Below are 24,975 nucleotides of genomic sequence, written 5' to 3'. Positions count from 1 at the left end.
CGCAGAGTGCACCGGGGTGCGGGCTGGATAAGCGGCGCTCCTCCGGCTCTCATCGATCCAGGAACCACGTCGCGATCGCTGCCGTCCTTTCCCGGGGCCAGACATGGGCAAGGTCGGCGACCTCCTCATGCGTCACCGCCGCGCCGGCGCCGGCAAGCGTCCGCGCTGCCTCCCGCGCCATCGTCGCCGGAAACATCCAGTCGCGCGCGCCGTGCAGGATGTGGATAGGCAGGCCGCGCAGCCGCGCCGGATCGGCGAGCATCATCAGCATCGGGTGGAAGGCGGCGGCGACGGGGGCCAGGTGCGTGAAGGGCGCGCCGTCCTGCACGCCGAAGCCATAGGTGAAAGTGCCACCGTCGCTCATGCCGGTCAGCAGTCGGCGAGCGGGATCGGCGGGCCAGCGGGCCTGCACATCCGCGAGGAGCTGTTCGATGAACGCACCGTCCTCGCCGGGGTCGTCGAGCGTCCAGGTGCGGCCCGGAGAGGTCGGGGCGATTAGCAACAAGCCCCGCGACCGCGCCACACGGAGCCAGGTCCAGAGGAAGTCGGCACCGTTGCCGCTGCCGCCATGCAGGGCAACGATGAGCGGCGGTGGCCGCGCGGGATCGTAGGTTTCCGGGACGTAGAGCGCCGCACCGCCGCGGGTGCCGGGTGGGCCACCGAAGTGCATGACGCCGGTACCGTCCCGCCCTGGCGGCACGGCGGCGAGGCGGGCAAGCAGCGCGGGATCCTCGCGCGCGGCGGGGTCGAGGAAGTGGCGGCTGACCGGCGGCAGGAAGGGCGCAAGGGGGTAGAGCGCGGCCTCGGCGCGCGCCCGGCGGCGCAGGGAGCGGCCTGCGGCGAGCATCGGGCGGGCCTCGGTCGGGGCGGCGGCAAGGCCCTCCGTCGCGGCGCGGGCTTCACTGGCGGCAGCGACCAGGCAATCGCGGATGGGACCGAGGCGATCAGGCCAATCGAAGGCCGCTGCGGCGTCGAGCGCGGCGGCCAGCGCCCCCGCATCCATGCCGGCAGCAAGGGCCGCCAGCGTGTCGGGGGCGACCTGCCGGGCGGCGTCGTCCAGCGCGTCGATCGCCGCGAGGGTGCCGACGAGAAGGCGATCGATCATCGTATCGGCCATGTTCCGCCCCCGTCCCTTCGCGATGCCGAGCATCCCTCCCCTGCCCTGCGCCAGAAACCAGGGTCCAGGGGCCCGTTGGCTCCTGGCGGGGTGGTTTGGAGGGGCGGCGCCCCTCCAATCACCTACCCGGCCAGCTTGATCGCGCCGCTCCCCACCAGCGCGGCAAGCCGCGCTGCGACTGCCACCTGCGCACCCGCATCGAGGCCGAGCACCGCGTGGATCGCCGTCGCGAGTTCCGTTTCCGTCAGCGCCCCGCGGCGGGCGAGAAGTGCCTCGGCCGCCGCCGCGATCTCGGCGGGCGGCACGGCGGCGGCGCGGCGCAGATGCGGGGCGGCGGCGCGGCGGTCGCGTGGGGCGATCGTCGTTGAGGCGATGGTCAGCAGGCCGGCCGTTTCGATCACGCCGTTCTGCGTGCGGGAGAAGGTGGTGGCCTGGCGGATGGCTTCCTTCTCGCGCGGCGTCAGGGCGTCGCGGCCGGCCAGCAGGCGCAGGCGCTCGGCGAGGCTGTCGGGGGTGATCGGGCCCTCGATCGCGACGATTTCGCCGATGGTGGCGCCGAGGGCCGCAGCCGGCAGGGCATCGAGTGGGCCTTGCGCGATCTGCGGCGCGGCCTCGCGATAGGGTTCGGCGAGGCCGGGGTCGGGCGGCGCCAGCGGCGCGGCCGGTTCAACTGGCGCGACGGGCGCGGCGCCGAGGGCGCTGACCAGCTTCGCGGCCTCGGCCTCCGGTCGCGCGTACCAGGCGAGCGACCAGGCGCGGGCGAGGCGCCAGCCCATCATCTCCAGCGCGCCGGGGCGGCCCCGCTCGCGGTCGCGGGCGCAGCGCAGCGCGGACCAGTCGCCGGCGTCGGCCTCGATGCCGAGTTCGTAGCCCTGCTCGCCCTTTGCCGCGACATCGAGGAACAGGCCGGCGAGGCCGACATGCGGGACGGGGTCGCGGCCGGCCTCGCGCACGGCGTCCGAGATCGCGGCGGCGATGGCGCTACCGGTGGCGTCGCCACCGCCGCGCACGGCGGCGGCCGGGGCGCCGGCGAAGGTCAGGAAGGTCTTGAGCGCGGCGACGCCGCGGCCGGAGGCGCGCTCGGTGTCGATGTCGTCGCCGGTGATGCCGGAGAAGACGATGCAGCGCTTCTTGGCGCGGGTGATGAGCACGTTCAGCCGTCGCTCGCCCCCTTCGGCCGAGAGCGGGCCGAAGCGCATGGCGAGGCGGCCGTCCTTGTCGCGGCCATAGCCGACCGAGATCATGATGGCGTCGCGCTCGTCGCCCTGCACGTTCTCGAGGTTCTTCACGAAGAAGGGCTCGTCGGCGTGGTTCGTGAAGAAGGCGTCGGCGGAGGGATCGGCACGACGCGCGGCCTCGATGGCGTCGAGGATGGCATCGCGCTGCTTGATCGAAAAAGCGGCGACGCCGAGCGTGTCGCCGGGCGTTTCTTTCGCGTGTTTCATCACCGCCTCGGCGACGGCGGCGGCCTCGGCACGGTTGACGCCCTCCCCGGTTTCCCAGGCGCCATCGACGCGAGCGAGGGACAGGCCGAGTTCGGGCGAGCGCGGGCGCGGCGAAGGCAGCACCAGCAGCCGGTTGTCGTAGAATTCCTGGTTGCTGGTGGCGATCAGGCTTTCGTGGCGGCTCCGGTAGTGCCAGCGGAGCATCGCACTCGGCACGCCGCGCGCGTTGCACAGGCCCAGGACGGACTCCACGTCGCGCGCCGCGACGGCATCGGGCGCGTCTTCCGGCAGGGTCTCGTCATCCTCGCCGGTCATGCGCTGGAAGAAGCGCGTCGGCGGCATCTGTCGGTCATCGCCGACGACGACCACCTGGCGGCAACGCGCGATCGCGCCGAGCGCATCGACGGGTTCGACCTGCGAGGCCTCGTCGATCACCAGCAGGTCGAAGGTCAGGCCTGGACGCAGCCCGTGCGGCGGGGCGAGGAACTGCGCGACCGAGAGCGGGCTCATCATGAAGATCGGCTTGGCCTGCTGCACGGCCTGGGAGGCGCGCAGCAGCAATTCGCGGACCGGGAGGTGGCCGCGCTTCTTCTCCATCTCGCCGAGGATCACGGTCATGCCGGGCGCGTTGTCGCGCACCTGCCGGACACGGTCGGCATGGGCGCGCGCGGCGTCGGCGCGGGTCAGCGCGACGCGGGCGCGGTCGGCGTCGCGGAATTCGGCGACGAGGCGGTCGTAGCCGGCGGCATCGAAGGCGGCGAGGTCCGGGTGCTGCGCCGTCGCGGCACGCAACAGCCCTTCATGCAGCGCGTAGGAAAACGCGTCCTCGGCGGCGTCGGGGGCGAGGCGGCCGGTCTGGAGGCGCTCGACGATTGGTTCGATGCCGCGGGCTTCGGCGAGGGCGCGGCGCCAGCCCTGCCAGAGCGGCAGCGCTTCCGGTGCGCCGGCCCAGGCACCGAGGCGATCGGCAAGCGCGGCGAAGGGCGGGTCCGGGGTGCCGAAGGCGGTGATGGGGTTCAGCGCCGTTGCCTGTTGCAGCTCGGTCCAGGCCGCGGCCGCGGCATCCAGCACGGCGGCGTCGCCGGAAGGCGTGTCGGCGGCGAGGGCGGCGGCGGCTTCGGGGCCGTGCTTCTGGCGCCAGAGGATCAGCGCGGACATGGCCGAGGGATCGGTGTCCTCGCCGCGCCAGAGGCGGCCGAAAGCGGCCTGGCCGAGCGCGTTGCCGCTGCGGACGCGGTCTCGCGCCGCCTGCCCGGCCAGCGCCGCGTCAAGCGCGGCGAGCGGATCGACGCCATCGCGCGCGACGCGCGCCGCGACGGCCTGCGCGGCGGAACGCTTCGAGCTGAGGAAGCCGAAGAAGCCGCCGGAACTCGCCAGCGTCTCTCGGGCGTCGGCGAGGCCCTCGACATCGAGCGCGCCGGGCTTCAGCCGCGCATCGCGCTTCGCGATGGCTAGCTTGGCGACGGCCTCGGTCAGCGAAACCAGCGGCGCGGGGTCGGCGCGCCAGGCGGCGCTGCCCATGGCGGCCTTGTCGTGGTCGGGGGCCTCGCGCAGCGCGGCGGCGCTGCGCAGGCGGGCGGCCAGCGCCGCGGGACCAGCGCCAGTGCCCGACTGGGCGCCGGCCGCGGCGAAGGAGCGGATCCAGCCGGGCAGGCGCATCATCAGCCGCTCGGCGTCGGCCGGGCCGATATCCGCAGTCACGCCGCGCCAGGGGTTGTTGGCGCCGTCCGCCTCGGTGGCGCGCGCGGCGAGGTCGCGCACCGCGTCGCGCTTGGCGGCGATGGTCGCGCCATCCCAGAGCGTGGCATCGAGGGTGAAATCGGGCACGGCGAGGCCGCGTCGGCGCAGGCCGACCAGCGTACCGACCACCTGGTGCAGCGGAATGCCGGAGGCGCCAGCCGGCGCGCGCATGGCCGCGGCGTGACGGTTCAGCCGTCCGCGCAACGTGGCCAGACGTTCGATGACCGGGTCGCGCAGCGGCTTCGGCGGCGGCGGCAGGGCGAGGGTCGCACGGAGCTCGTCCAGCACGGCGCGCTTCGACTGCTTCTCGGAATGCAGTTCGAGGCAGGCGGAACCGAGGCCGATATTCTCGAGCCGGCGCTTCACCACCTCCAGCGCGGCGAGCTTCTCCGCGACGAACAGCACGGAACGGCCGTCAAGGATCGCTTGGGCCAGGATCGTCGCGATCGTCTGCGACTTGCCGGTGCCGGGCGGGCCCTGGATGACGACATGGCCGCCGCGGCGAACAGCTTCGGCGGCCAGCGCCTGGGAGCCATCCATGTCCACGACATGGTCGAGGCGTTCGACCGGGATCGCCTCATCGACATCGGCGTCGTCGGGGAAGGTCGGCGGGGCGTCGAGCCGTTCGCCGCCGACCAGCGACCGGACCAGCGGATGGTCGGCGAGGCCCGGATTCTCCTCCGGTCCCAGGTCGCGCCACATCAGGAACTTCGCGAAGGAGAACAGGCCGAGGGCGAGCGCGTCCGCATCGACGGACCATTCGGGGCGGTCCTTGACCGCGCCGGCGACCGCCTCCGCCCAGGCGGTGGGGTTGTAGGCGGCCTCGTCGAAGGCGGGCAGCGCGGTGTTGAAATTGACCTTCAGCATCTCGCGCAGGGAGAGGTTCTCGGCGACCTCCGTCGTCCCGGCACGCAGGCGGAATGTCTGGGACACGCCCTCCCGTTCCAGTGTCACGGGGAGCAGGGCGAGCGGGGCGCGGCGTTCCGTCTCCGGCGTGCCGGGGTCGCGCCAGGTCAGCGTGCCGAGGGCGAGGTACAGCGTCGGCACGCCGGTTTCCTCGCGCGCCGTGCGGGCATCCGTCATCAGGTCGCGCAGGCGGCGGGCGAGGTCGGCGGGCGGCAGGCGGACGCGCAGCAATTCGTCGCGCTGCCAGTCCTCGCGACTGATCGTGTCGTCGGCCCGGCTGACCCCTTCGGCCTTGGCGGCGGCCTTGCTCGTCCGCTTGCGGGTGCGGCGCGGCTTGCCTTCCGCCGATGCCTCGGCATCGGGCGCGGCGGGCGCTTCCTCGCCCGCGGCCTCGAAGCCGAAGGCGCGGCCGGCGGCAAGCGCGGCCTGCACGAAATCCGCATCCTCATCGTCCAGGATGACGACGCCGCGCGACCGCCCCGGCTTCGGCAGGGACAGCAGCCGGTTGCGGGTGGAGAGGTCGAGCAGGGCGCGGCGGGCGGCTTCGAGGGCCTGGCGTAGGTCGGTCATGGCGGGGGCGGGTCTCTCCGCTGGCGCGGTTCGGAACGGTCGGCGGGCAGGACGCGGCCGCCTCCATACCAGAGGACGGGGCGGCTACCCATCCGCGGCCCCCAGCAGCCGCCGCAGGCGCAGTTCCTCGAGGTCGAGCTCGTCGACCAGCCGGTTCATCAGGTGCTCGTCCAGCCCGTCCTCCCGCCGATGGCGCAGCAGCCGGTCGCGGCCGGCGCGCAGCGCGTGCAGGCGGTGCTCCAGGCGGGAAGCGCGCTCGGCCGCGATCGGCCCCTGGTTCACCCCGTCCAGCAGCCGGACGCGGTCGCGGTATTCCGTCAGCAGGTCCTGCGCGATGGCGCCGTCCAGCACGTCCTCCGCACGGCGTTCGATCGAGCGCAGGGCGGCGTGGGCAATCAGGGTGCGCGCCGCGGCTTCCTCGACCGACATGTTGGCGCGGCGCGGTTCCTCCACCCCCAACCGCCGGATCACCCATTCCAGCGAGGTGCCCTGGACGACGAGCGTCGCGAGGATGGCGCAGAAGGACAGGAAGATGAGCAGGTCGCGTTCCGGGAACGTCACCGGCAGGGCGAGCGCCGCCGCCAGCGAGACCACACCGCGCATCCCGGCCCAGGACAGCACGGTGATGTGCCCCCAGGGCGGCATCGGGTCGTGGCGCCGGACCGAGGGGATCTGTCGCGGCAGCCAGCTGGCGGGGAACAGCCACACGAAGCGGGACACGATGAGGACCAGCGACACCGCCACCGCGAGCAGCGCCAGGTGCCAGCTCGGGTAGTCGTCCAGCCGGTCCAGGATGACGTTGAGCTGCAGGCCGATCAGGATGAAGACGAGGCTGTTCAGCACGAATTCGATGAAGGTCCAGACCGCCCGGGACTGGCTTCGCGTGTTGGCGGACAGCCGATGCTGCGCGCGGCCCAGCACCAGGCCCGTGACGACCACCGCGATGACGCCGGAAAGGTGCAGCGCCTCGGCCGCGAAGAAGGCAGCGTAGCAGGCGATGAAGGAGGCCGCGGTCTCCAGCAGCGTGTCGTGCAGCCGCGCCGACGCCCAAATGGTGGCGCGGCCGATCACCCAGCCGATCGCCGCGCCGCCGATCGAGACGGCGAGGAAGGTCTCGCCCGCTTCGGACCAGGAAAAGGTGCCGGCCATCGTCGCGACCACCGCGAAGCGGTAGAGCACCAGGGAGGTGGCGTCATTGATGAGGCTTTCGCCTTCGAGCACGGCGACGATGCGGGGCGGCAGGCGCAGCTTCCGAAGCACGGCCGCCGCGGCGACTGCGTCCGGCGGGGCGACGATGGCGCCGAAGGCGATCGCCGCCGCCCAGGGAAAGTCCGGGATCAGGAGCTTCATCGCCGCGCCGACGCAAAGCGCGGTGAACAGCACGGCGCCGACCGCCAGCAGCAGGATCGGGCGGATATTGCCCTTGAAGGCCGTCCAGTCCGTGCGGATCGCGCTGACCTGCAGCAGCGGCGGCAGGAAGAAGGCCATGGCGAATTGCGGGTCGAGCTCGATCTCCGGCATGCCCGGGATCAGCGCGAGCGCCATGCCGCCGAGCACCAGCACGACCGGATAGGGAAGCTGGGTGCGGCGCGCGAGCAGCGCGAAGACCACGCAGGCCGCCATGAGCGCGAGCAGGGCATGAAGGATCGCCATCCCCGCGAACCTGCCAAGCCGGGGCATGGCTGGGAAGCGTTCGTCGCACAGGGCTGTGAAACGGGGGCCAGGCTTCCCATTTTGGGAAGCATGCTCGACGCCCCCTTCCCCGCCTCCGACGACCTGCTGCTCGATGCCTATTCCCGCGCGGTGACTGCCGCGGTGGCCCGTGTGGGGCCTTCGGTGGTGCATGTCGCCACCCGCCGCGGCCCGGGCGGCGGAAGCGGTTCCGGCGTGGTGATCTCACCTGACGGGCTTGTGCTGACCAACGCCCATGTCGTCGCCGGCGCGGAGGCGCTGGAGGCGACCGCGCCCGATGGCCGTCGCTTCCCTGCCCGGCTGCTGGGCCAGGACCGCGCCACGGACATCGCCGTACTGCGGGCCGAGGCCCAGGGGCCGCTGCCCGCGGCGGAGCTGGGCGAATCGGCACGGCTGCGGGTGGGGCAGGTCGCCATCGCCATCGGCAACCCGCTGGGCTTCGCGAACACCGTCACGGCCGGGATCGTGAGCGCGACGGGCCGGGCCCTGCCATCCCGCGGCGGCTGGCCGGTCGAGGACCTGATCCAGACCGACGCCGCGCTGAACCCGGGCAACTCGGGCGGCGCGCTGGCGGATTCGGCCGGCCGGGTGATCGGCATCGCCACCGCCGTGATCATGGGGGCGCAGGGGCTTTGCTTCGCCGTCGCGGCCGACACGGCACGGCTGGTGCTGAGCCAGGTGCTGCGCTTCGGGCGCGTGCGACGGGCGGTGCTGGGCATCGCGGTCGAGAAGGTCGCCGTCGCTGGGCGGCTGGCGCGTGCGGCGGGGGTCGACGGGCAGGGCTTCGGTGCGCGGATCATGCGCGTGGTGCCGGACGGACCGGCCGCCGCCGCGGGTCTCGCCGAGGGAGATGTGATCCTGTCGATCGACGGGGTTGCGACGACCGGCGCGGACGCGCTGCTGCGCGCACTGGGCGGGGAGCGGGTCGGCGTGCCGTCCGACATCGTCGCGCTGCGCGGCGGCGAGGTGAAGCAGGTGCAAGTGGTCCCGGCGGAGCGAGGCGGTGCGGGGTGACCGGGGGCCCGCCCCTCACTCCCCCTTCCGCCACCGCCACAGGACGATGATTCCCACCAGGCACACCAGCACCAACGTCGCCATCATGCCCTGAATCACCCCGAAATTCGGGCTGTCGCGGGCCACGAACAGCGCGGCGAGAGTGCCGCCGAGCGCCAGCACGACGCGCACCACGAAGTTGATCATGCCGGCGCTCCCCCCTGGTCGTGCCGCGCTTCCAGCCTCGCCAGCGTGGCCTTCAGCAGCATCAGCAGCTCATCCAGTTCGCGCTGGCGCAGCAGGTCCACCTTTTCGTGCAGCAGGGCGATCTCGGCCTCGGCGCGGACGTTCACCTGATAGTCGGCGCTGGCGCGGTCACGGTCGAGGTCGGCCGAGCGGTTCTGGCTCATCATGATGATCGGCGCCGTGTAGGCGGCCTGGAACGACAGCATCAGGTTCAGCAGGATGAAGGGATAGGGGTCCCACGCCGAATGTCCGGCCACGGCATTGCCGGCGATCCAGGCGCCGAGCAGGCCGCTCTGGACCAGGATGAAGCGCCAGGACCCGACCGTGGCGGCGACGACATCCGCGAGCCGCTCTCCGAGCGAGATAGGTGTGCGGCCCCCGCGGCCGCGGCGCCGGCGGCGCGCCCGGGCGATCGCCGCACGCAGATGAGTGCCGGCGACGCCACCGCCATGGTGATCACGACGGGGCGCGGGCTGATCGGTGGCGGTCATGGGCGCTGTCCTGCCGAAGCTGCGGCGGCAGCGTGGCGCGAGGCGCGGCCGCGCTCAATGGCTGGATCGCAGCGTGCCGCCATCGACGTGGATGACCTGGCCGGTGATGTAGCGGGCGCGCGGCGAACAGAGGAAGGCGACCAGCACCGCGAGGTCGTCTGGGTCGCCGATGTAGCCCACCGGCACCTCCTTCTCCGCCCAGGCGCGGCGTGCTTCCTCGGTGGGCATGACGCGGGCGTCGATCTGCTCCGACCGCAGGCGCCCGGGGGGCACGCAGTTCACGGTGATGCCGTCCTTCCCCAGCACGCGCGACAGCGCCTTCGACCAGATGTGCACGGCGCCGTTCGGTGCGTTCGCGGGGTTGATGGAAAATGGCTCATCCGTGCCGGTCAGGCTGACGATGCGACCCCATTTGTTCGCCTGCATGGCCGGGATCAGCGCATGGGTGATGCGGCGGCCGGCCTGGAAGTTCAGCTCCATCGCCTCCTCCCACACCGCGTCGCTGCCGAGGTCGGTCTGCGGGCGGGAGCCGCCGGCATTGTTCACCAGGATGTCGCAGCGGCCGAAGTGGCCGAGCACCGCGTCGCGGATGCGCGCTGCGGCGTCCGGTGTGCAGATGTCCTGCTCGATGACGAGCGGCGTCGCGGAGGCGGGGAATTCGCCCGCCAGCTCCTCCAGCAGAGTGCGGCGGCGGGCGAGGATGGCGAGGCGACAGCCCTCGGCGGCGAGCATGCGCGCGATGGCGCGGCCGAGACCGGCGGAAGCGCCGGTAACCAAGGCGACCTTGCCGGTGAGGTGGAGATCCATGAGCGCGCTCCTGCGATGACTGGCGGGCGGGAGCATCGCATGGGCGGGCGGAAGCGGAGAGGGGCGTCGCCCCTCCCCGGACCCCACCCCACCAAAGGCCGAAAGGCCTTTGGAAACCTCGACCTGGCGCTGGGCGAGGAAGGCGTCCGGCGACGGTGACAGGATCGCGCCGGGCGCGAAACGCGCTGGTCGAGGCTTCCAGTGTCTACGTCCACGCCTTTGAGGAACGGCAGGTACTTATCGAGCCCCAGCCACGCCAGCCGGCCTCAGGCGGCGGTCACGAAGGCGCGGAGGTTCTCCGCCTCGCTCTCCGCCTCGGCGATGCGCGCCTTCACGAGGTCGCCGATCGAAACCATGCCGGCGAGACGGCCGTCCTGCATCACGGGCAGGTGGCGGCAGCGGCGATCCGTCATGATCCCGAGGCCTTCGACGACGGTCATCGCCGGCGCCGCGGTGATGAGTTCGGCCGTCATCAGGTCGCGTGCCAGCCGCGCCAGCGCAGCCGCGCCCTCCCGCGCGACGGCCCGGACGATGTCGCGTTCGCTGACGATGCCGAGCACCTTGCCGTCCTGGTCGCGCACCAGCGCGGCCCCGATGCGGTGCTGGGCCAGGGCACGGGCAATCGCCGCTACGTCCTCGCCGGGGCCGACGGAGAACACGTCCTCACCCTTGTGGTGCAGGATGTCGCTGATGTGCATCGGTGCGTTCCCTCCTGAACCGCCGGCCCGGAGGCCTGCGATGGACGCGGTCACGGAGTGCGCCGGCGACAGCAGCGAGGTGAAGGGCTCCGGCGATCCCTGTCCGCGCAACCAGGAGGCGAGTGTGCCAGGGCGCCACGGCGCGGCGCAAGCGGGAAGCGCCCCGCGTCGCGCATCAGTGAGGAGCCGGCGTTGCCCCACCGGCGAGCTGCGTGCGCACCAGCTCCGCGAAGCGGCCGTTCAGCGCGACGAGGTCGGCGAAGGGGCCACGCTCGGCGATGCGACCGCCGTCGAAGACCAGGATCTCGTCCGCTTCGCGCACGGTGGAAAGGCGGTGGGCGATGATGAAGGTGGTCCGCCCCGCCATCAGCGCGCCGAGCGCCTTCTGCACGCGCGCTTCAGTCGCGGCGTCGAGGGCGGAGGTCGCTTCGTCGAGGATCAGCACCGGCGGGTCCTTGATCAGCGCGCGCGCGATGGCGAGGCGTTGGCGCTGGCCGCCCGAGAGGTTCGAGCCGCGCTCGCCGACGACCGTCTCGTAGCCCTGCGGCTGGCGGATGATGAAGTCATGCGCCTCGGCCTGGCGGCACGCGGCCTCGATCTCCTCATCCGTCGCGTCGCGCCGGCCGACCAGCAGGTTCTCCTTGATGGTGCGGCTGAACAGCATGGATTCCTGGAACACGACACCGATGTTGCGACGCAGCGATTCCAGGCTGACCTGGCGCAGATCGTGGCCGTCCAGCGTGATGCGGCCATCCACCGGGTCCCACAGGCGTTGCAGCAGCGCCATGGCGGTGGACTTGCCGGCACCGGTCTGGCCGACCAGCGCGATGGTCTTGCCGGGTACGGCGCTGAAGGACACGTCGCGCAGGATCCTCGGGCCGCCCGGATAGGCGAAGCCGACGCCTTCGAAGGCCACATGCCCGGCGGCGCGGCCGACGTCGATGGCGTCCGGGGCCTCCGGCACGCTCGACCGGGCGTCGAGCACATCGAACAGCTCGGCGATGCGGGGGGCCACGAAGACCATGTGGGAGACAAAGCTGACCGCGCTTTCCATCCGCCCGATCAGCAGCGTCGCGAAGCCCATGAAGGAGACGATCTCACCGACGGTCGCCTGGCCGCGAACGTGCAGTACGGTGCCATAGACGAAGATCGCGATGACGCAGATGGTCGATGCGGCGCGGGTGAGCACGGCGACGATCGCCCACCAGTTCAGCACCGGAAACTGGTGGTCGAGCACCTGGCGGACGATGTCGCCAAACATCCGCGCCTCGGACGACAGGCGCGTGAAGGACTGCACCACCACGACGTTGGACAGCGCGTCCTGCGCATTGCCGGCCAGGCGGGAGTGGAAGGATTCGACCTTCGACTGTGCATCCTGCGTGCGGCGGATCACCAACGCGGCAACGATGGCGAAGACCACCACCAGCACCACCAGCAGCAGCCCGAGCCGCCAGTTCATCACGAGCGTGAGCGGCAGCAGCACCAGCAGCGAGACGAAGGTGATGATGTGCTCGCGGAAAAAGCCGAGCCACAGGCCGAACAGGTTGTCCGTGCCGACCAGCATGATCTTCATCAGCCGGCCCGACTGCGTATCCCCATGGAAGGACAGCGGCAGGGCGAGGACGTGCTGGAAGTAGTCGTGCATCACCCGCAGCCGGTTGCGGTGCGCCATGCGGTCGGCGAACAGGCCCACCGCGACATTGGCGGCGATGCTGGCAAGGCCGACCACGCCCCAGACGACGAGGAGCTGCGCCGCTTCCTGCCACAGCGTCGCCGGCGGCATGCGTTCGGACCGCGAGAGCAGGTCCACTACACGGCCGAACAGCACGGGTTCCAGGAACTGCAGCCCCGCCAGCGCAAGGGCGGCGACGCCAAGACCCCAAGCCATCGGCCTGTCGGCCCCAAGCAGCCAAAGCACGCGGCCGTAGAGCCTGACAAACCCCATCCGCAGGCGCCCCCCGTTCCTCGCCGCCGCAAACCCGGGCGGCCCAGTCGCGCATCATCTTAGTGGCATTTCATGCCGGCCGAAACGCGCCGCGGACTTGCTGGTTGCCCCTTCCCTGCGGCACCAATCGCACAAGGCCGCGCGCAAGTGGCCATGGGAATGGAAACACCATGATGCTGAGCCGACGCACCATCATTGCCGGTACTGCCGCCGCCGCCCTGTCGCGGCCCGCCCTCGCACAGGGTTGGCCAACGCGGCAGCTTCGCCTGATCGTGCCCTTCCCACCGGCCGGGGGCACCGACATCCTGGCGCGCATCATGGCGGAGCGGCTTGGCGCGCGGGTCGGGCAGGCCATCGTGATCGACAACCGGCCTGGCGCGGCGGGCAACATCGGTGCCGAGTTGGCGGCGCGCGCCGAGCCGGATGGGCACACCCTGTTCTTCGCCTCGCTCGGCACGGCCGCCATCAATCCGTCGCTGTATCGCAACAGCGCGGTAAGGCCGGAGGACCTTGCACCCGTTGCGCTGTTCGGGGACCTCCCGAACGTCGTCACAGCCAATCCGCGCGCGCCGTGGAAGACGCTGCCGGAACTGATCGCGGCGGCGAAGGCGGCACCCGGGAAACTGACCTACGGTTCGTCGGGCAGCGGGTCCTCCCTGCACCTGACAGGGGAGTTGCTGAAGCTGCGCGCGGGGATGGACCTGCTGCATGTGCCTTTCCGCGGCGGCGCGGCGATGCTGACGGAACTCGTCGCCGGGCGGATCGACATGTGCGCGGGCAACCTGCCGACCGCGATCGCGCTGATCCGCGAAGGCGCGCTGCGGCCGCTCGCTGTCACGAGCCTCGAGCGCAGCCCGGCGGTGCCGGACGTGCCGACCGTCTCGGAAGCCGCCATCCCGGGGTTCGAGGCGGTGGCGTGGTTCGGCGTGCAGGTCCCTGCCCGAACGCCGCCGGACCTGATCCGGCGCATCAACGCCGAGGTCAACGCGACGGCGGCCGACCCGGTGACGCAGGCGCGCATGCTCGACCAGGGTGCGGTCGCGCGGACCGGCACGCCCGAGGACTTCGCCGACTACATCCGCCGCGAGACGGCGAGTTGGGCGGAGGTGATCCGCGCTGCCGGCGCGACGGTCGACTGATCGCGCGCGGTTGATCCTCAGGCGCCGAGGCGCCAGTCTGCCGGGGTCAACGACAAGGACCCGCCGCCGAGCGGGCCTCGGGAGGAACAACGAACGATGATCGACCGCCGTGCCCTGCTGGGCGCCATCGCCCTGACGCCCCTTGCGCGCCCCGCCTTCGCCCAGGCCTGGCCGACGCGACCCATCCGCCTGGTCGTCGGCTTCCCGCCAGGCGGGACCACCGACCTCGCGGCACGCGTGATGCTGGAACCGCTGACGCAGCGGCTGGGCCAGTCGGTCGTGGTGGAGAACCGGCCCGGCGGGTCGGGCGGCAATGTCGGCGCCGATGTCGTCGCGAAGGCCGAGCCCGATGGCTACACGCTGCTGATGCAGACCGTTTCATCGGGCGCGATCAATTTCGGCCTCTATGGCGCGCGGATGCCGCATCGTCCCGACGACCTCGCCGGCGTCGCGCTGGTGGTAAAGGTGCCCAACGCCATCTTCGTCAACAACGACCTGCCGGTGCGAACGCTGCGCGAGCTGGTTGACCTCGCGAAGCGCCAGCCAGGCAAGCTCAATATCGGATCGTCAGGTGTCGGCACGTCCCTGCACATGACGGGCGAACTGCTGAAGCAGGCGGCCGGGATCGACCTGACGCACGTGCCCTTCCGCGGCGCGGGGCCGATGATCCAGGAGATCATCGCGGGGCGCGTCGAGGTGGGCGTGGACAACCTGCCCTCCGTCATCGGCCATCTGCGCGACGGGCGGCTGCGGCCGCTGGCGGTGACGACGGCGACGCGCACGCCCGCCCTGCCCGACGTACCGACGACCGCCGAAGCCGGCTTTCCCGCGGTGGAAGCGACCGCGTGGTTCGGCATCTGCGCGCCCGCCCGCACGCCGCGGCCGGTGGTCGACCGCGTGGCGCAGGCGGTGAACCAGAGCCTCGCGGACCCCGCGGTATGGGCGAGAATGGCGGATCTGGGCGGCATGAAGCCGGACCTGACGCCGGACGGGCTGTCCACGCCGCAGGCCTTCGACACCTTCATCCGCTCGGAGATCGCGAAGTGGGGCGAGGTGGTGCGGCGGGGGAACATCACCGTCGACTGACAGGGACCGTTGGAGGGGCCCTGCCCCTCCAAACACCCCGCCAAAGGCCGAAAGGCCTTTGGAAACCTCGACCTGGTGCTATTCGGGGCGGCTGCGCGGCGCGTGCTTTGGGCACGGTGGCTGGATAAGGACTCCTGGCGCGGGACTTGGTGCGGCTTCCGTTGTCAGCTGGCCCGGGACGCGGCTGAGGTTTCCAGGGATCCTTCGATCTCTGGCGGAGCGAGACCACTCTCCAGCACCCGCGATTGCCGACGCCGCGGCATCGTCTAGGCTGGCGTCACAACAGGGATCAGGGAGCGCACGCATCCCCGACCCGACGGGGAAGGAAGACGCCCATGAAACTCGCGCGCCGCGCTCTGCTCGCCGCACCCTTGTTCGCCCCGCGCCTTGCCAGCGCGCAGGGCTTTCCCTCCCGGCCTATCCGCCTGGTCATTCCCTTCACGCCGGCGGGCACAACCGATCTCGTCGGCCGGCTGACGGGGGAGATGCTGGGGCGGCGGCTCAATCATCAGGTGGTGGTGGACAACCGGCCCGGTGCCTCGGGCAATGTGGGCGGGGAGTTCGTCGCGCGCAGCGAGGCCGATGGCCACACGCTGCTGCTGACGACGATCGGCACGGGCGCCATCAACTACGCGGTGTTCCGTGACCGGATGCCCTACAAGCCGGAAGATCTCGCGGCTGTCGGGCTGATGACGCGCGTGCCGAACGTACTGATGGCGGCGAACAACACGACGATCCGTACGGTCGCCGACCTGGTGCGCGAGGCGAAGGCGCGGCCGGGGCGGATCAATTACGGCACGGCGGGGATCGCGACCTCCCCGCATGTCGTCGTCGAGCAGTTGCGGCTCGCGACCGACATCGACATCACGCACGTGCCCTATCGCGGCTCCGCGCCGATGCTCACCGAACTGGTGGCAGAGCGGATCGAGATCGGGATGGACAACATTCCCTCGGCACTCGGCTTCATCCGCGACGGGAAGATCCGCGCCATCGCGACGACGGGTGCGCAGCGGAATGCGTCCCTTCCGGATGTGCCGACGGTGGCCGAGCAAGGGCTGCCGGGCTTCGAGGCGACGGCGTGGTTCGGCGTGCTGGCGCCGGCGGCGACGCCCTCCCCGGTGATCCAGAAGCTGGGGGCGGAGCTGAACGCCATCGCGCTCGACGCCGATTTCCGCCAGCGCATGTCGTCCTTCGGTGCCGACCCGCCGGCGCTGACGCCGGATGGCGGCACCAGCCCGCAAAGCTTCGCGGCCTTCATCCGCGCGGAGATCGCGAAATGGGCCGATGTGGTGAACCGTGCCAATGTGCGGGTGGAGTAACGCCCGCTACCGCAGCATGTCCGGGAGGAAGACGGCGAGGATGATCGCCGCGATGCCGCAGCCGATCGTGATGAAGCCGCCGCGCCGCATGGCGTCGAGCCTGTCCCGCACGACCGCGGCTGCGACGGCGCCGGCCATGGCGCCGGTACGGCGGTTGATGATCCAGCGCAGGGCGGGATTCTTGACTCGCTCGACCACCAGCACGCCGCGGGCGCGCAGGCCGTCGTCGGATTCATCCGCGAGGGCGGCTTCCAACGCGCGATGCGCGGCGCGCGCCACGAACACCGCGAGGCACCCCGACACCAGCACCAGCAGGCCGAGCAGCCCCGCCAGCACCGCCAACACCAACGCCATCGATTCATCCTTTCCCGGCCACGCGCAGCATGCAGCCCCGCCGCGCCACGGCTACGAACAGGATCACATCGCGGCACCCGAGGAGACACGCCCATGGCCATCGCCCGCCGCCCGCTGATCGGCGCCCTTGCCACCCTTCCCGTCGCGGCGCTGGCGCAGGACGGGCCGTTTCCGTCGCGCCCGATCCGCATGATCGTCAACTTCCCGCCGGGCGGGACCACCGACATCGCCGCGCGCATCTATGCCGAGCGGCTGCAGGCGAAGCTCGGCCAGCCGGTGCCGGTCGAGAACCGCGGCGGCGCCACCGGCAACATCGGTGCCGAGGCGGTCGCGCGGGCTCCGGCGGATGGCTACACGGTTCTGAGCACGGCCGTCTCGCCCGCGGCGATCAACTATGCCTTGTTCGGGGCGCGGATGCCGTACCGGCCGGAGGACCTCGCCGCGGTCGGGCTGTATCTGCGCGTGCCGAACGTGATCATGGTGCATCCGTCCCAGCCCATCCGCACGATCCAGGAGCTGGTCGAGGCGGCGAAGGCGCAGCCGGGCAAGCTTAACTACGGCAGCGCGGGCAGCGGCGGGTCGCCGCACATGGCGATGGAGATGTTCCTGCTGCGCACGGGCACGCGCATGACGCACGTCCCCTTCCGCGGCGCTGGACCCATGCTGATCGAGGCAGTGGCCGGGCGACTGGAAGCCTCGGTGGACAACATCCCGTCCTGCATCGGGCACATCCGAGACGGCCGCCTGCGCGCGCTGGCGGTGACGGGGCATGTTCGGTCCTCCGTGCTGCCCGATGTGCCGACGCTGGCCGAGACGGTCGTGCCGGGCTTCGAGGCGACAGCCTGGTTCGGCATGCAGGCGCCGGCGCGGACGCCGAAAGCGGCGATCGATCGGCTGGGGGCGGAGATCGACGCCATCAGCAAGGAACCGATGACGCGGTCGAAGCTGGCGGAGCTCGGCGCGGAACTGCCGAATTTGACGGCCGATGGCGGCACGACGCCCGCGACCTTCGAGGCCTTCATCAAGGCCGAGATCGAGAAGTGGGCGGAGGTCGTGCGCGCTTCGGGGGCGACGCTGGAATAGCGTTGCCCCGCCTCGGGCGCCGGGCGGGGTCGCGCCTTATCACTGTCCCCGCGCCCGGGCCGTTGGTCGCGGTCAGTGTGGTTCCAATGATGCGCCCGGCGGGCCGAACAGCATGCGCAGCCTGTTTCTCCAGCCCCGCGCACGGCGCACGTCGCGCAGCATGTGGCCCCATTCGTGGAAGGCGATCGTCACCGGGTTGATGCTGTGCACGGGCGTCGTCAGGCCATACCGGCACGGTTCTTCCGGCGCTTCGGGTTCATAGGTGCCGAACAGCCGGTCGAAGACCACCAGCATCCCGCCGAAGTTGCGGTCGAGGTAGCGATCGTTGCTCGCATGATGGACGCGGTGGTTGGACGGCGTGTTCAGCACGTACTCCAACCAGCCGAGGCGGGGCACCGTCTCCGTATGGATCCAGAACTGGTAGAGCAGGTTCAGCGCGAGTGCTGCGAAGACGCCGACGGGGTGGAAGCCCAGCAGCGGCAGCACCAGGAAGGGCAGGAAGCCGCCGCTGACCTCGGACGTCCAGCCGAGCCGCACCGCGGTCAGGAAGGTCAGGTGTTTCGGCGAATGATGCACCGCATGCGTCGCCCAGAACCAACGGACGCGATGATGCAACCGATGGTGCCAGTAATAGACGAACTCGACGGCCAGGATCAGCAGCGCGACGCCCCACACCGTGTCCAGCGGGACCGTCCAGGGCCGGACCTGCCACACCGCCATGAACAGCGCGAAGACCAGGCCGCCGGCCAGCAGGCGCTTCACCGCCTGGCCGACGGCGACGCCGATCGAGGCCGCGCCCTCTCCCCACGGATAGGCGGTACCGCGCAGGCGGCGCCAGAGCAGCGCCTCCAGCAGACCGATCGTGATCAGCACCGGCAGTGCCCAGAGCAGGATGTATTGCGGCATGGCGGTTCTCCCGACCCGGCGCGGCCGCTGCGCGAAGGCTTTGCGCAGCGTCGCCGGTGGCCCCAATATCTGAGCGTTGCTCGGCTTTCTCCACTCGCATCCGGGCTGGTCGGAGGTTACATGGCGAAACAGACCAAGCCCTTGGTGACGCTGCGGAAATCGCCGACGCAAGCCCGCGCTCAGGAGACGGTGGACACCATCCTCGAAGCGAGTGCTCAGATTCTCCAGAAGGATGGCGAAGGGGCGCTGACGACCAACCGCATCGCCGAGCACGCCGGGTTCTCGATCGGCACGCTGTATCAGTATTTCCCCAATCGCGACGCGATCCTCGCCGCCATGGCCTCGCGCGAGCAGGCACATATCCTCGGCAAGCTTGAGGCGGTGCTGGCGCGGCTCGACCCGGCCGATCCGGAACCCATGGTTCGGGAGGCTGTCAGAGCACTGCTCGGTGCCTTCCGTGGACGGCATGGGGTGCGCCGCGCCGTGATCCTCAGCGTGATGCGGCGGCTGCCGGATGGGCCGCTCGCCTCGGCGGGTGTCGCGGAGCCGTTGCTGGCCGCGCTGGAGGCCCGCAACGCCGGGCGCGTCGCGCCCCTGGGAGAGGCAGGGGGCTTCGTGCTGCTGCGCGCCATCACCGGCGCCGTGCGGGCGGCGGCAATCGAACGCAGCCCGCTGCTGGGAACGCCGGCATTCGAGGACGCGCTGGTGCGTTTGGTGATGGGCATGCTGCGCCCGACCACAGGACCGGCCGTCGCGGCAGCTCAGCCCGCAGGCGGCGCGTAGAAGGCCGTCGTGCGGCCTGCCGCCTCGGCGGCCTGCGCGGCATCCTCGCCGCCCGCGATCGCCGCTCGTCGCCAGGCGTCGCTTGCCGCAGCGACGAAGGCGCTGCTCTCGTCAGGCGGCGTGCCGCCGGCGAGGAGCGCCGCCAGCCCGGCGAGCGCCAGTTCCCAACCGAGCCCCGCCGCGCCGGCGCCATAGCTCCGCCAGTGGTCGTCGAGCGGACAGGTGTGCGTCAGGGTAACCCGCGCGCCGTTCGTCGCGGCGGCGATACGCAGCGCGACCCAGCTCACGCCGCCGCCGAATTCCCATGTCACGACGAGGTGCCGGGGCGCCTCGCAGGCGGTGATGGTCCCGCCGGCATTGCCGTCGAACTGGTATCGGCCGCCGAGCCGCAACTCGCCGCTCACCGGCAGGAACCAGCGCGCCAGTTGCTGCGGGTCGGTCACCGCGCTCCACAGCTCGCCGGGCGGCGCGCCGAAGCATCGTTCCACCGTGACATCGCGCATGGCGCGCCCATCGCGTTCGCAGGCCGAGACGCTGCGCGCCACGGCCGCCACCTGTGCGTTCACATCCATCGCTGCCCTTCCGCGATAGGAGACGCGCGAGGTGGCGGCGCAGTTGCAGCGCGTCAGTCGAGCCGCGCGCCCGAGCGCCGGACGACATCCCGCCACTTCTCGTTCTCGGCCGCGATGAAGCGGTCGAACTCAGCCGGGCCGAGCGCGCGGGGCTCGTTGCCGACCTCGCGCAGCTTCGCCTGCACCTCGGGCTTCGCGACCGCCGCGATCGTCGCCTGCGAAATGCGGTCGATGATCGCGCGCGGCGTCCGGGCCGGGGCCTGCAGGCCGAACCAGGCCACGGCCTCGAAGCCCGGGAAGCCGCTTGCCGCGACGGTCGGTGCCTGCGGCACCGAGAACCAGGGCTCCGCCGACGTCACCGCCAGCAGCCGCACCGTCCCCGCCGCAATGTGCGGCAGGTAGGCCGGCAGGTTGTCGATCGCGATCTGCACGCGGCCGGCGAGGAGTTCCGGAATGACGCCGCCGGTGCCGCGGAAGGGCACATGGGTGATGTCGATGCCGGCCAGGGTCTTCAGGTACTCGGCGCAGAGATGCCCCGAAGTGCCGTTGCCGGGCGTGCCGTAGTTCAGCACGCCGGGTTCGCGCTTCGCGAGCGCGATGAGTTCCTGCAGCGTGCGCGCCGGCACCTGCGCATTCACCATCACACCGTTGGCGACCAGGCTGACCATCGCGATGGCGGCCAGATCCTCCTGCCGGAACGGCATGCGGCTGTAGAGGAAGTGGTTGATCGTGACAGTGCCGATCGTCGCCATCAGCAGCGTGTAGCCATCGGGATCGGCCTTGGCGACGGCGTCGGCACCGATGTTGCCGCCGGCACCCGCGCGGTTCTCGACCACGACGGGCTGGCCGAGGGCGATGGAGAGCTGCTCGGCGATGACGCGGCCCGTGACGTCGGTTGCGCCGCCGGCCTGGAACGGAACGATCAGGCGGATGGGCCGGTTCGGCCAGGGAGCCTGGGCCTGCAGCGTGGCGGGGGCGGCGAGCAGCGGCAGCGCGCCGAGGGCGGCGCGGCGGGTGATGCGCGTCATGTGGGCGTCCTCGTTCGTTGGTGCGGGGGCGCTAGCCCGGTCGGGCCACAGGCGCAAGCGCGGCGTGGTATCGTTTCGGCAGCGTCAGCCGAGCGAGCCGCGCGGGACGTGGCGCCAGGGCAGTGCCGTCAGGTCGAGCGCGGCGGGGCCCGGCGCGTCGCATTCCACGATGGCGGCACAGCGGTCCCTGAAGGCGGCGCGGAAGTGGTTCTTGCCCTTGTTGGCGAGCAGGCGCGTGGCCCCGAGGTCGATGCCGTGCAGCGTGAAGAAGCCTGGATCGACGGCGGATTCCTTCAGCGTCGTGCAGATGATGCGAAGATTGCCTGCCCGCAGCACGCAGGTGGGGCCGAGATCGACGGGCGCGCCGCGTTCCATCGGGCCTTCGTTGGTGAAGCGGCCATCGGTCAGGCGCTCGACCTCGACATCGATGATGACGGGGCGGCCGAAGGCTTCGGTGACGGTGGCGCCGAGGTGCCGGGTGAGTGTGGCACCGATACCGGCTTCCCGCGCGGCGGCGACCGAGGCGGGGTCATGCAGGAAGGCGAAGACTGACGGCACGGCGAGATCGGCGTCCACCAGCGTGCGCAGCATCTGCGGCGTGTCGGCGATGCCGCCGGAAAGCGGGTTGTCGGCCGGGTCGAGCAGCGCGACCAAGCCTGGCGGAGCAGCCAGCGCCTGGGTGAGCGCGGCCGCCGGGCCGGGCAGCGTGACGGCGAAGCGCGCGCGGCGGGCGGCGATGGCGTCGGCCAGGCGTTCGGCGAGGTCGCGTGCGGCGCCGGCTTGCTCGGCGAACACCATGGCCGAGGGACCGGCATGCGGACTGTCGCCCCAGGCGAAGCCGCCGAAGATCGAGGCGTCCAGGATCGGCGCGCGCTCGGCCGCCGCGGCCTCGGCCCAGACCTCGGCCATGGGGCCGGCCTCGTGGCGCATGTGGAAGCTGTGCAGCACCATCGGGCGCTTCGCGATGTGCCCATGCGCGCGCGGCGCGCCGGTCAGGCGGCGTTCGAGCTGGATCAGCGCGCGCCTCGCTGCCGCATCCATGTCGATATGCGGATAGGTGCGGTAGGCAGAGGCGCCGTCGAGCCAGTCGGCGATCTCGGGCGCCATGTTCGCGTGGAAGTCGAAGCTTGCGGTGATCGGCACGTCGCGTCCGATGATGCCGCGGATGCGGGCGATGGTGGTGGCATCCGCCTCGGGGTCGGATTCCGTGACGCAGGCGCCGTGCAGCGAGAGATACACGCCGTCGAAGCGCTGCGCCTTCAGCGCGGCCTCGACCTCGCTACGCCAGGCGCGCATCGCGTCGTCCGTCATCGGGCCGCCGGGCTGGGCGCCGGTGCAGGTGAGCACGGTCGCGCGCCAATCCGGGCGGTCGGTCAGGAAGGCGTGCACGGCGCCGAGTTCCGTGGCCGTGCCGGCATAGCGCGCGAGGTGCTCCGCCCCGCTGCCCCATTCGCGGCTCTCGAAGGCGCTGCGCGGGGTCGGGACGGGGGTGAAGGAGTTTCCTTCGAACCACAGGCGGGCGACGGCGATGTGCGGCATGTCGCCAGCTTACCCGGGATCACCCGCCCGAGAAGGTGTCGCAGGCCTCAATCCGCCCGCTCTCCAGCCCACGGCGGAACCAGCCGGCGCGCTGGGCGGAGGTGCCGTGGGTGAAGCTCTCGGGCTGGACATAGCCGCGGCCGGCACTCTGCAAGCGGTCGTCGCCCACCGCGGCGGCGGCGTTCAGCCCTTCCTCGATGTCGCCGCGTTCGAGGATGTTGCGCGTTTCATGCGCGCGGCGCGCCCAGACGCCGGCTAGGCAATCGGCCTGGAGCTCGATGCGCACCTGCATGGCGTTGCCGGCTGCCTCTCCCATGCCGCGGCGCGCCTGTTCGGCGCGGCCGAGCACGCCCATCTGGTTCTGGACATGGTGGCCGACCTCATGCGCGACGATGTAGGCGGCGGCGAAGTCGCCATTCGCGCCGAGCCTCCGCTGGAGATCGGCCATGAAGTCGAGGTCGATGTAAACGCGCCGGTCGCGCGGGCAGTAGAAGGGGCCCATCTGCGCCTGGGCGAAGCCGCAGCCGGATTCCGTGGCACCGCTGAACAGCACCACCCGGGGGTCTTCGTAGCGCGCGCCGCGGCGGGCGAATTCGGCGCGCCAGACGTCCTCGGTTTCGCCGAGCACCTGGGCGATGAAGCGGCGGCCGGGGTCGTCCCGCGGCACCTCCCGCTGCTGCGTCATCTGGGGCTGGGGGCCGCCGGGCTGACCTTGCAGGAGTTCGCCGGGGTCCACGCCGAGCAGCAGGGCGATGACCACGAGCACGATGGTGCCGAGGCCGCCACCCACCGCGACGCCGCGGCCGGAGACACGCCGGCCTCGCCGGTCCTCGACATTGCCGCTTTCCCGACCGCCCAGGCGCATGATGGCGTTCCTCCGCTATCGATCGCCCCGCAGCAACGCGCCAAGAGGCTCCGAGATGCCTGAGGCTTGCCGGCCTGCGAGCGCGGCATAGGAGCCGGCCCGTGGCTTGGGCAGCTTCAGCGCGACGAGCAGTTCGGCCATCCGCACGCCGCAGGCCATGCCATCGAGCAGCGGGACGGGCGATGCTTCCTGCAGCCGGTTGTCCAGGCTGGCCAGGGCGGCGCCGGCGAGGACGACCGAGGTCGCGCCCTCGGCCGCCAGCGCCCGGGCCGCAGCCAGCACCTTGCTGCCGATGGAATCGGCATCGGCCTCGGCCGTTGCGGCATTCACGCCGATGATGTCGGCCAGCCGGGACTCAAGCCCGTAGCGGGTCATCAGCTCACGATACAACTCGACGCCGCCAAATGTAACGAGGCCGAACCGGCCGCCCAGCATGCAGGCGGTCAGGCAGGCGGCCTCGGTCATGCCGACCACCGGGCACGGCATGATCTGCCGAGCGGCGTCGAGCGCGGTGTCGTGGCTGACCGCGAGCAGCGCCGCATCCACCGTGCCGGCATGTTCGGCCAGCAGGTCGAGCACCGCATGGCCGGCGATGACGTTCTCGGCGCGGGAGGCGATGACAGCCGGGCCGAAGCGTGCCGTGACCGCGATGATCTCGGTACCCGGCGCGGCGGCGGCGCGGGCCGCCGCCGCGCAGGCGTCGGTGATCGCGTCCGTGGTGTTCGGGTTGGCGACCAGCAGGCGCATCAGCCGGGCTCCGCCACCGTGCGGCGCGAATGCTGCATGGTGATGCGCAGGCGGCGGAATTCCTGCGCCGCCTCGGGTGCCTCGGCATCGGTCTCGACCAGGGTGCGCAGCTTCCAAACCAAATGTGGATTGAACAGCAGCAGGTCGCCCGAGCGCAGTTCGAGCTTCAGCATCAGCGAGGGCTCGGCGCAGACCTTGTCCAGCAGGTCGAAGGCGGGACGAAGGCCGGCGGCGAGCGGTGGAGCGCCGGGTTGCGGCGTGCTGGATGCCTGTTCGACCGCGTGCCGGGTGTAGCGCGCGGCGAAGGCGCCTTCGGTCAGGGTGAAGACGGCGCGCGGCACGGTCTCCCCATTCTCGATCAGCGGCGCGGGCTCGTAGAGTTCGGCGAGGGCGGCGCGGTCGCGGCGCATCACCTCATTGTGGACGGCGCCGGCCGAGACGAGGACGTGCGGCGGCGCCTCCGGCCCGTTGGCGAGGCAGAGCAGCGCGATGGCGTCGCAGGCCTCGATGTGGAACAGCGGCAGGCCGGAACGGACGGTGCTGCCGGCCGGCGCCGGCCCGGTCAGGCGATGGACCACCGGCTGCGTGCCGTTCAGCGGGCTGCCGAGATGCGTGCCGAGCGCGAGCAACGCCGCCTCCGCGGCGGCCGCGCCGTGGCGGTCGAAGGGCAGGCCGCGCAGCAGGCAGAATCCGCGGCCGGTATCGAGCCGCGTCGTAACGTCGGCGAGGATGGGCGCAAGGCGCGTCAGGGCCGGAACGGGGGCGGCGGCCTGGGCGGCGGTCAGCGCGGCTTCGAGCTCGGCGGCTTCCTCGGTGCCGACGGGCACCATCCAGTCCGCGGTGGTGAGGTCGGCGGCAGCCCAGACGGCGGCGCCGGTCTGGGGCACGGGCCTCGGGCGGGGTC

General features: G+C 71.7%; 22 protein-coding genes. 6 read left to right on the top strand and 16 right to left on the bottom strand.

Translation table 11 applies throughout. The annotated features are described in order from the left end of the window. Nucleotides 1–49: 49 nt before the first annotated feature. The 3 genes from GXW78_RS18865 to GXW78_RS18855 form a co-directional block, all read right to left on the bottom strand. On the bottom strand, nucleotides 50–1,117 hold the full coding sequence (locus tag GXW78_RS18865) for a hypothetical protein (protein ID WP_211870429.1): 1,068 nt from the start codon (nucleotides 1,115–1,117) through the stop codon (nucleotides 50–52). Between the two features lie 122 nt (nucleotides 1,118–1,239). Beyond that, complete coding sequence (locus GXW78_RS18860; RefSeq protein WP_211870427.1) at nucleotides 1,240–5,778, bottom strand: DUF4011 domain-containing protein; 4,539 nt, start codon at nucleotides 5,776–5,778, stop codon at nucleotides 1,240–1,242. An 84-nt stretch (nucleotides 5,779–5,862) separates the two neighbouring features. Continuing rightward, on the bottom strand, nucleotides 5,863–7,431 hold the full coding sequence (locus GXW78_RS18855; protein WP_211870425.1) for a Na+/H+ antiporter: 1,569 nt from the start codon (nucleotides 7,429–7,431) through the stop codon (nucleotides 5,863–5,865). Between the two features lie 90 nt (nucleotides 7,432–7,521). Between GXW78_RS18855 and GXW78_RS18850 the strand changes: the two genes are divergently transcribed. Further along, entirely contained in the window at nucleotides 7,522–8,484 is a 963-nt protein-coding gene (locus tag GXW78_RS18850; protein ID WP_211870424.1) for a S1C family serine protease, read from the top strand. A gap of 15 nt (nucleotides 8,485–8,499) precedes the next feature. On the opposite strand, the gene GXW78_RS18845 is transcribed toward GXW78_RS18850, so the two are convergent. The 5 genes from GXW78_RS18845 to GXW78_RS18825 all read right to left on the bottom strand — a co-directional run bounded on the left by GXW78_RS18845 (nucleotide 8,500) and on the right by GXW78_RS18825 (nucleotide 12,650). After that, nucleotides 8,500–8,670 carry a hypothetical protein gene (locus GXW78_RS18845; RefSeq protein ID WP_211870422.1) on the bottom strand — a complete coding sequence of 57 codons (171 nt, stop codon included), beginning with the start codon at nucleotides 8,668–8,670 and terminating at the stop codon, nucleotides 8,500–8,502. Next, nucleotides 8,667–9,200 carry a DUF1003 domain-containing protein gene (locus tag GXW78_RS18840; protein WP_211870420.1) on the bottom strand — a complete coding sequence of 178 codons (534 nt, stop codon included), beginning with the start codon at nucleotides 9,198–9,200 and terminating at the stop codon, nucleotides 8,667–8,669. Before GXW78_RS18840 ends, GXW78_RS18845 begins: the two co-directional genes overlap by 4 nt. A 54-nt stretch (nucleotides 9,201–9,254) precedes the next feature. Next, entirely contained in the window at nucleotides 9,255–10,007 is a 753-nt protein-coding gene (locus GXW78_RS18835) for an SDR family NAD(P)-dependent oxidoreductase (protein WP_211870418.1), read from the bottom strand. 266 nt (nucleotides 10,008–10,273) lie between these two features. Continuing rightward, on the bottom strand, nucleotides 10,274–10,705 hold the full coding sequence (locus tag GXW78_RS18830; RefSeq protein ID WP_211870416.1) for a CBS domain-containing protein: 432 nt from the start codon (nucleotides 10,703–10,705) through the stop codon (nucleotides 10,274–10,276). A gap of 175 nt (nucleotides 10,706–10,880) precedes the next feature. Beyond that, on the bottom strand, nucleotides 10,881–12,650 hold the full coding sequence (locus GXW78_RS18825) for a glucan ABC transporter ATP-binding protein/ permease (RefSeq protein WP_211870414.1): 1,770 nt from the start codon (nucleotides 12,648–12,650) through the stop codon (nucleotides 10,881–10,883). Between the two features lie 170 nt (nucleotides 12,651–12,820). Here GXW78_RS18825 and GXW78_RS18820 point away from each other — a divergent pair, with 170 nt between their 5' ends. The 3 genes from GXW78_RS18820 (at nucleotide 12,821) to GXW78_RS18810 (ending at nucleotide 16,194) form a co-directional block, all read left to right on the top strand. Then, entirely contained in the window at nucleotides 12,821–13,789 is a 969-nt protein-coding gene (locus GXW78_RS18820; protein ID WP_211870412.1) for a Bug family tripartite tricarboxylate transporter substrate binding protein, read from the top strand. A 96-nt stretch (nucleotides 13,790–13,885) separates the two neighbouring features. After that, nucleotides 13,886–14,875 carry a Bug family tripartite tricarboxylate transporter substrate binding protein gene (locus GXW78_RS18815; protein ID WP_211870411.1) on the top strand — a complete coding sequence of 330 codons (990 nt, stop codon included), beginning with the start codon at nucleotides 13,886–13,888 and terminating at the stop codon, nucleotides 14,873–14,875. Nucleotides 14,876–15,210: 335 nt separating this feature from the next. Then, entirely contained in the window at nucleotides 15,211–16,194 is a 984-nt protein-coding gene (locus GXW78_RS18810) for a Bug family tripartite tricarboxylate transporter substrate binding protein (protein ID WP_211870409.1), read from the top strand. 6 nt (nucleotides 16,195–16,200) lie between these two features. On the opposite strand, the gene GXW78_RS18805 is transcribed toward GXW78_RS18810, so the two are convergent. Beyond that, the gene (locus GXW78_RS18805; RefSeq protein ID WP_211870407.1) at nucleotides 16,201–16,548 is read right to left on the bottom strand and encodes a hypothetical protein; all 348 of its coding nucleotides are present in this window, start codon (nucleotides 16,546–16,548) and stop codon (nucleotides 16,201–16,203) included. 93 nt (nucleotides 16,549–16,641) lie between these two features. Here GXW78_RS18805 and GXW78_RS18800 point away from each other — a divergent pair, with 93 nt between their 5' ends. Further along, a complete protein-coding gene (locus tag GXW78_RS18800) occupies nucleotides 16,642–17,631 on the top strand; it encodes a Bug family tripartite tricarboxylate transporter substrate binding protein (RefSeq protein WP_211870405.1) in 990 nt (329 codons plus the stop codon). A gap of 72 nt (nucleotides 17,632–17,703) precedes the next feature. On the opposite strand, the gene GXW78_RS18795 is transcribed toward GXW78_RS18800, so the two are convergent. Next, the gene (locus GXW78_RS18795; protein ID WP_211870403.1) at nucleotides 17,704–18,537 is read right to left on the bottom strand and encodes a sterol desaturase family protein; all 834 of its coding nucleotides are present in this window, start codon (nucleotides 18,535–18,537) and stop codon (nucleotides 17,704–17,706) included. A gap of 120 nt (nucleotides 18,538–18,657) precedes the next feature. On the opposite strand from GXW78_RS18795, the gene GXW78_RS18790 reads away from it, so the two are divergent. Beyond that, nucleotides 18,658–19,320, top strand: coding sequence for a TetR/AcrR family transcriptional regulator (locus GXW78_RS18790; RefSeq protein WP_211870401.1), 663 nt, complete (start codon nucleotides 18,658–18,660; stop codon nucleotides 19,318–19,320). Here the strand turns inward: GXW78_RS18790 and GXW78_RS18785 are convergent. From GXW78_RS18785 to GXW78_RS18760, 6 genes are all read right to left on the bottom strand, one after another. After that, nucleotides 19,299–19,892, bottom strand: a complete 594-nt coding sequence (locus GXW78_RS18785) for an SRPBCC family protein (protein WP_211870400.1) — start codon at nucleotides 19,890–19,892, stop codon at nucleotides 19,299–19,301. The two genes, GXW78_RS18790 and GXW78_RS18785, sit on opposite strands and share 22 nt — an antisense overlap. Nucleotides 19,893–19,945: 53 nt before the next feature. Next, complete coding sequence (locus GXW78_RS18780) at nucleotides 19,946–20,920, bottom strand: Bug family tripartite tricarboxylate transporter substrate binding protein (protein ID WP_211870399.1); 975 nt, start codon at nucleotides 20,918–20,920, stop codon at nucleotides 19,946–19,948. 84 nt (nucleotides 20,921–21,004) lie between these two features. Further along, complete coding sequence (locus GXW78_RS18775; protein ID WP_211870397.1) at nucleotides 21,005–22,459, bottom strand: M81 family metallopeptidase; 1,455 nt, start codon at nucleotides 22,457–22,459, stop codon at nucleotides 21,005–21,007. 19 nt (nucleotides 22,460–22,478) lie between these two features. Further along, a complete protein-coding gene (gene ypfJ / locus GXW78_RS18770; RefSeq protein WP_211870396.1) occupies nucleotides 22,479–23,324 on the bottom strand; it encodes a KPN_02809 family neutral zinc metallopeptidase in 846 nt (281 codons plus the stop codon). Nucleotides 23,325–23,339: 15 nt separating this feature from the next. Next, nucleotides 23,340–24,071 (bottom strand): aspartate/glutamate racemase family protein, encoded by a 732-nt coding sequence (locus GXW78_RS18765; protein ID WP_211870394.1) that lies wholly within the window; start codon nucleotides 24,069–24,071, stop codon nucleotides 23,340–23,342. Beyond that, nucleotides 24,071–24,958 carry a TauD/TfdA family dioxygenase gene (locus tag GXW78_RS18760; protein WP_211870393.1) on the bottom strand — a complete coding sequence of 296 codons (888 nt, stop codon included), beginning with the start codon at nucleotides 24,956–24,958 and terminating at the stop codon, nucleotides 24,071–24,073. The genes GXW78_RS18765 and GXW78_RS18760 overlap by 1 nt, the downstream gene beginning before the upstream one ends. Between the last annotated feature and the right edge of the window lie 17 nt (nucleotides 24,959–24,975).

The sequence above is a fragment of the Neoroseomonas terrae genome (assembly GCF_018129025.1).
GTDB classification, from domain to species: Bacteria; Pseudomonadota; Alphaproteobacteria; order Acetobacterales; family Acetobacteraceae; genus Neoroseomonas; species Neoroseomonas terrae.
This window is presented reverse-complemented; position numbering and strand designations above follow the sequence as displayed.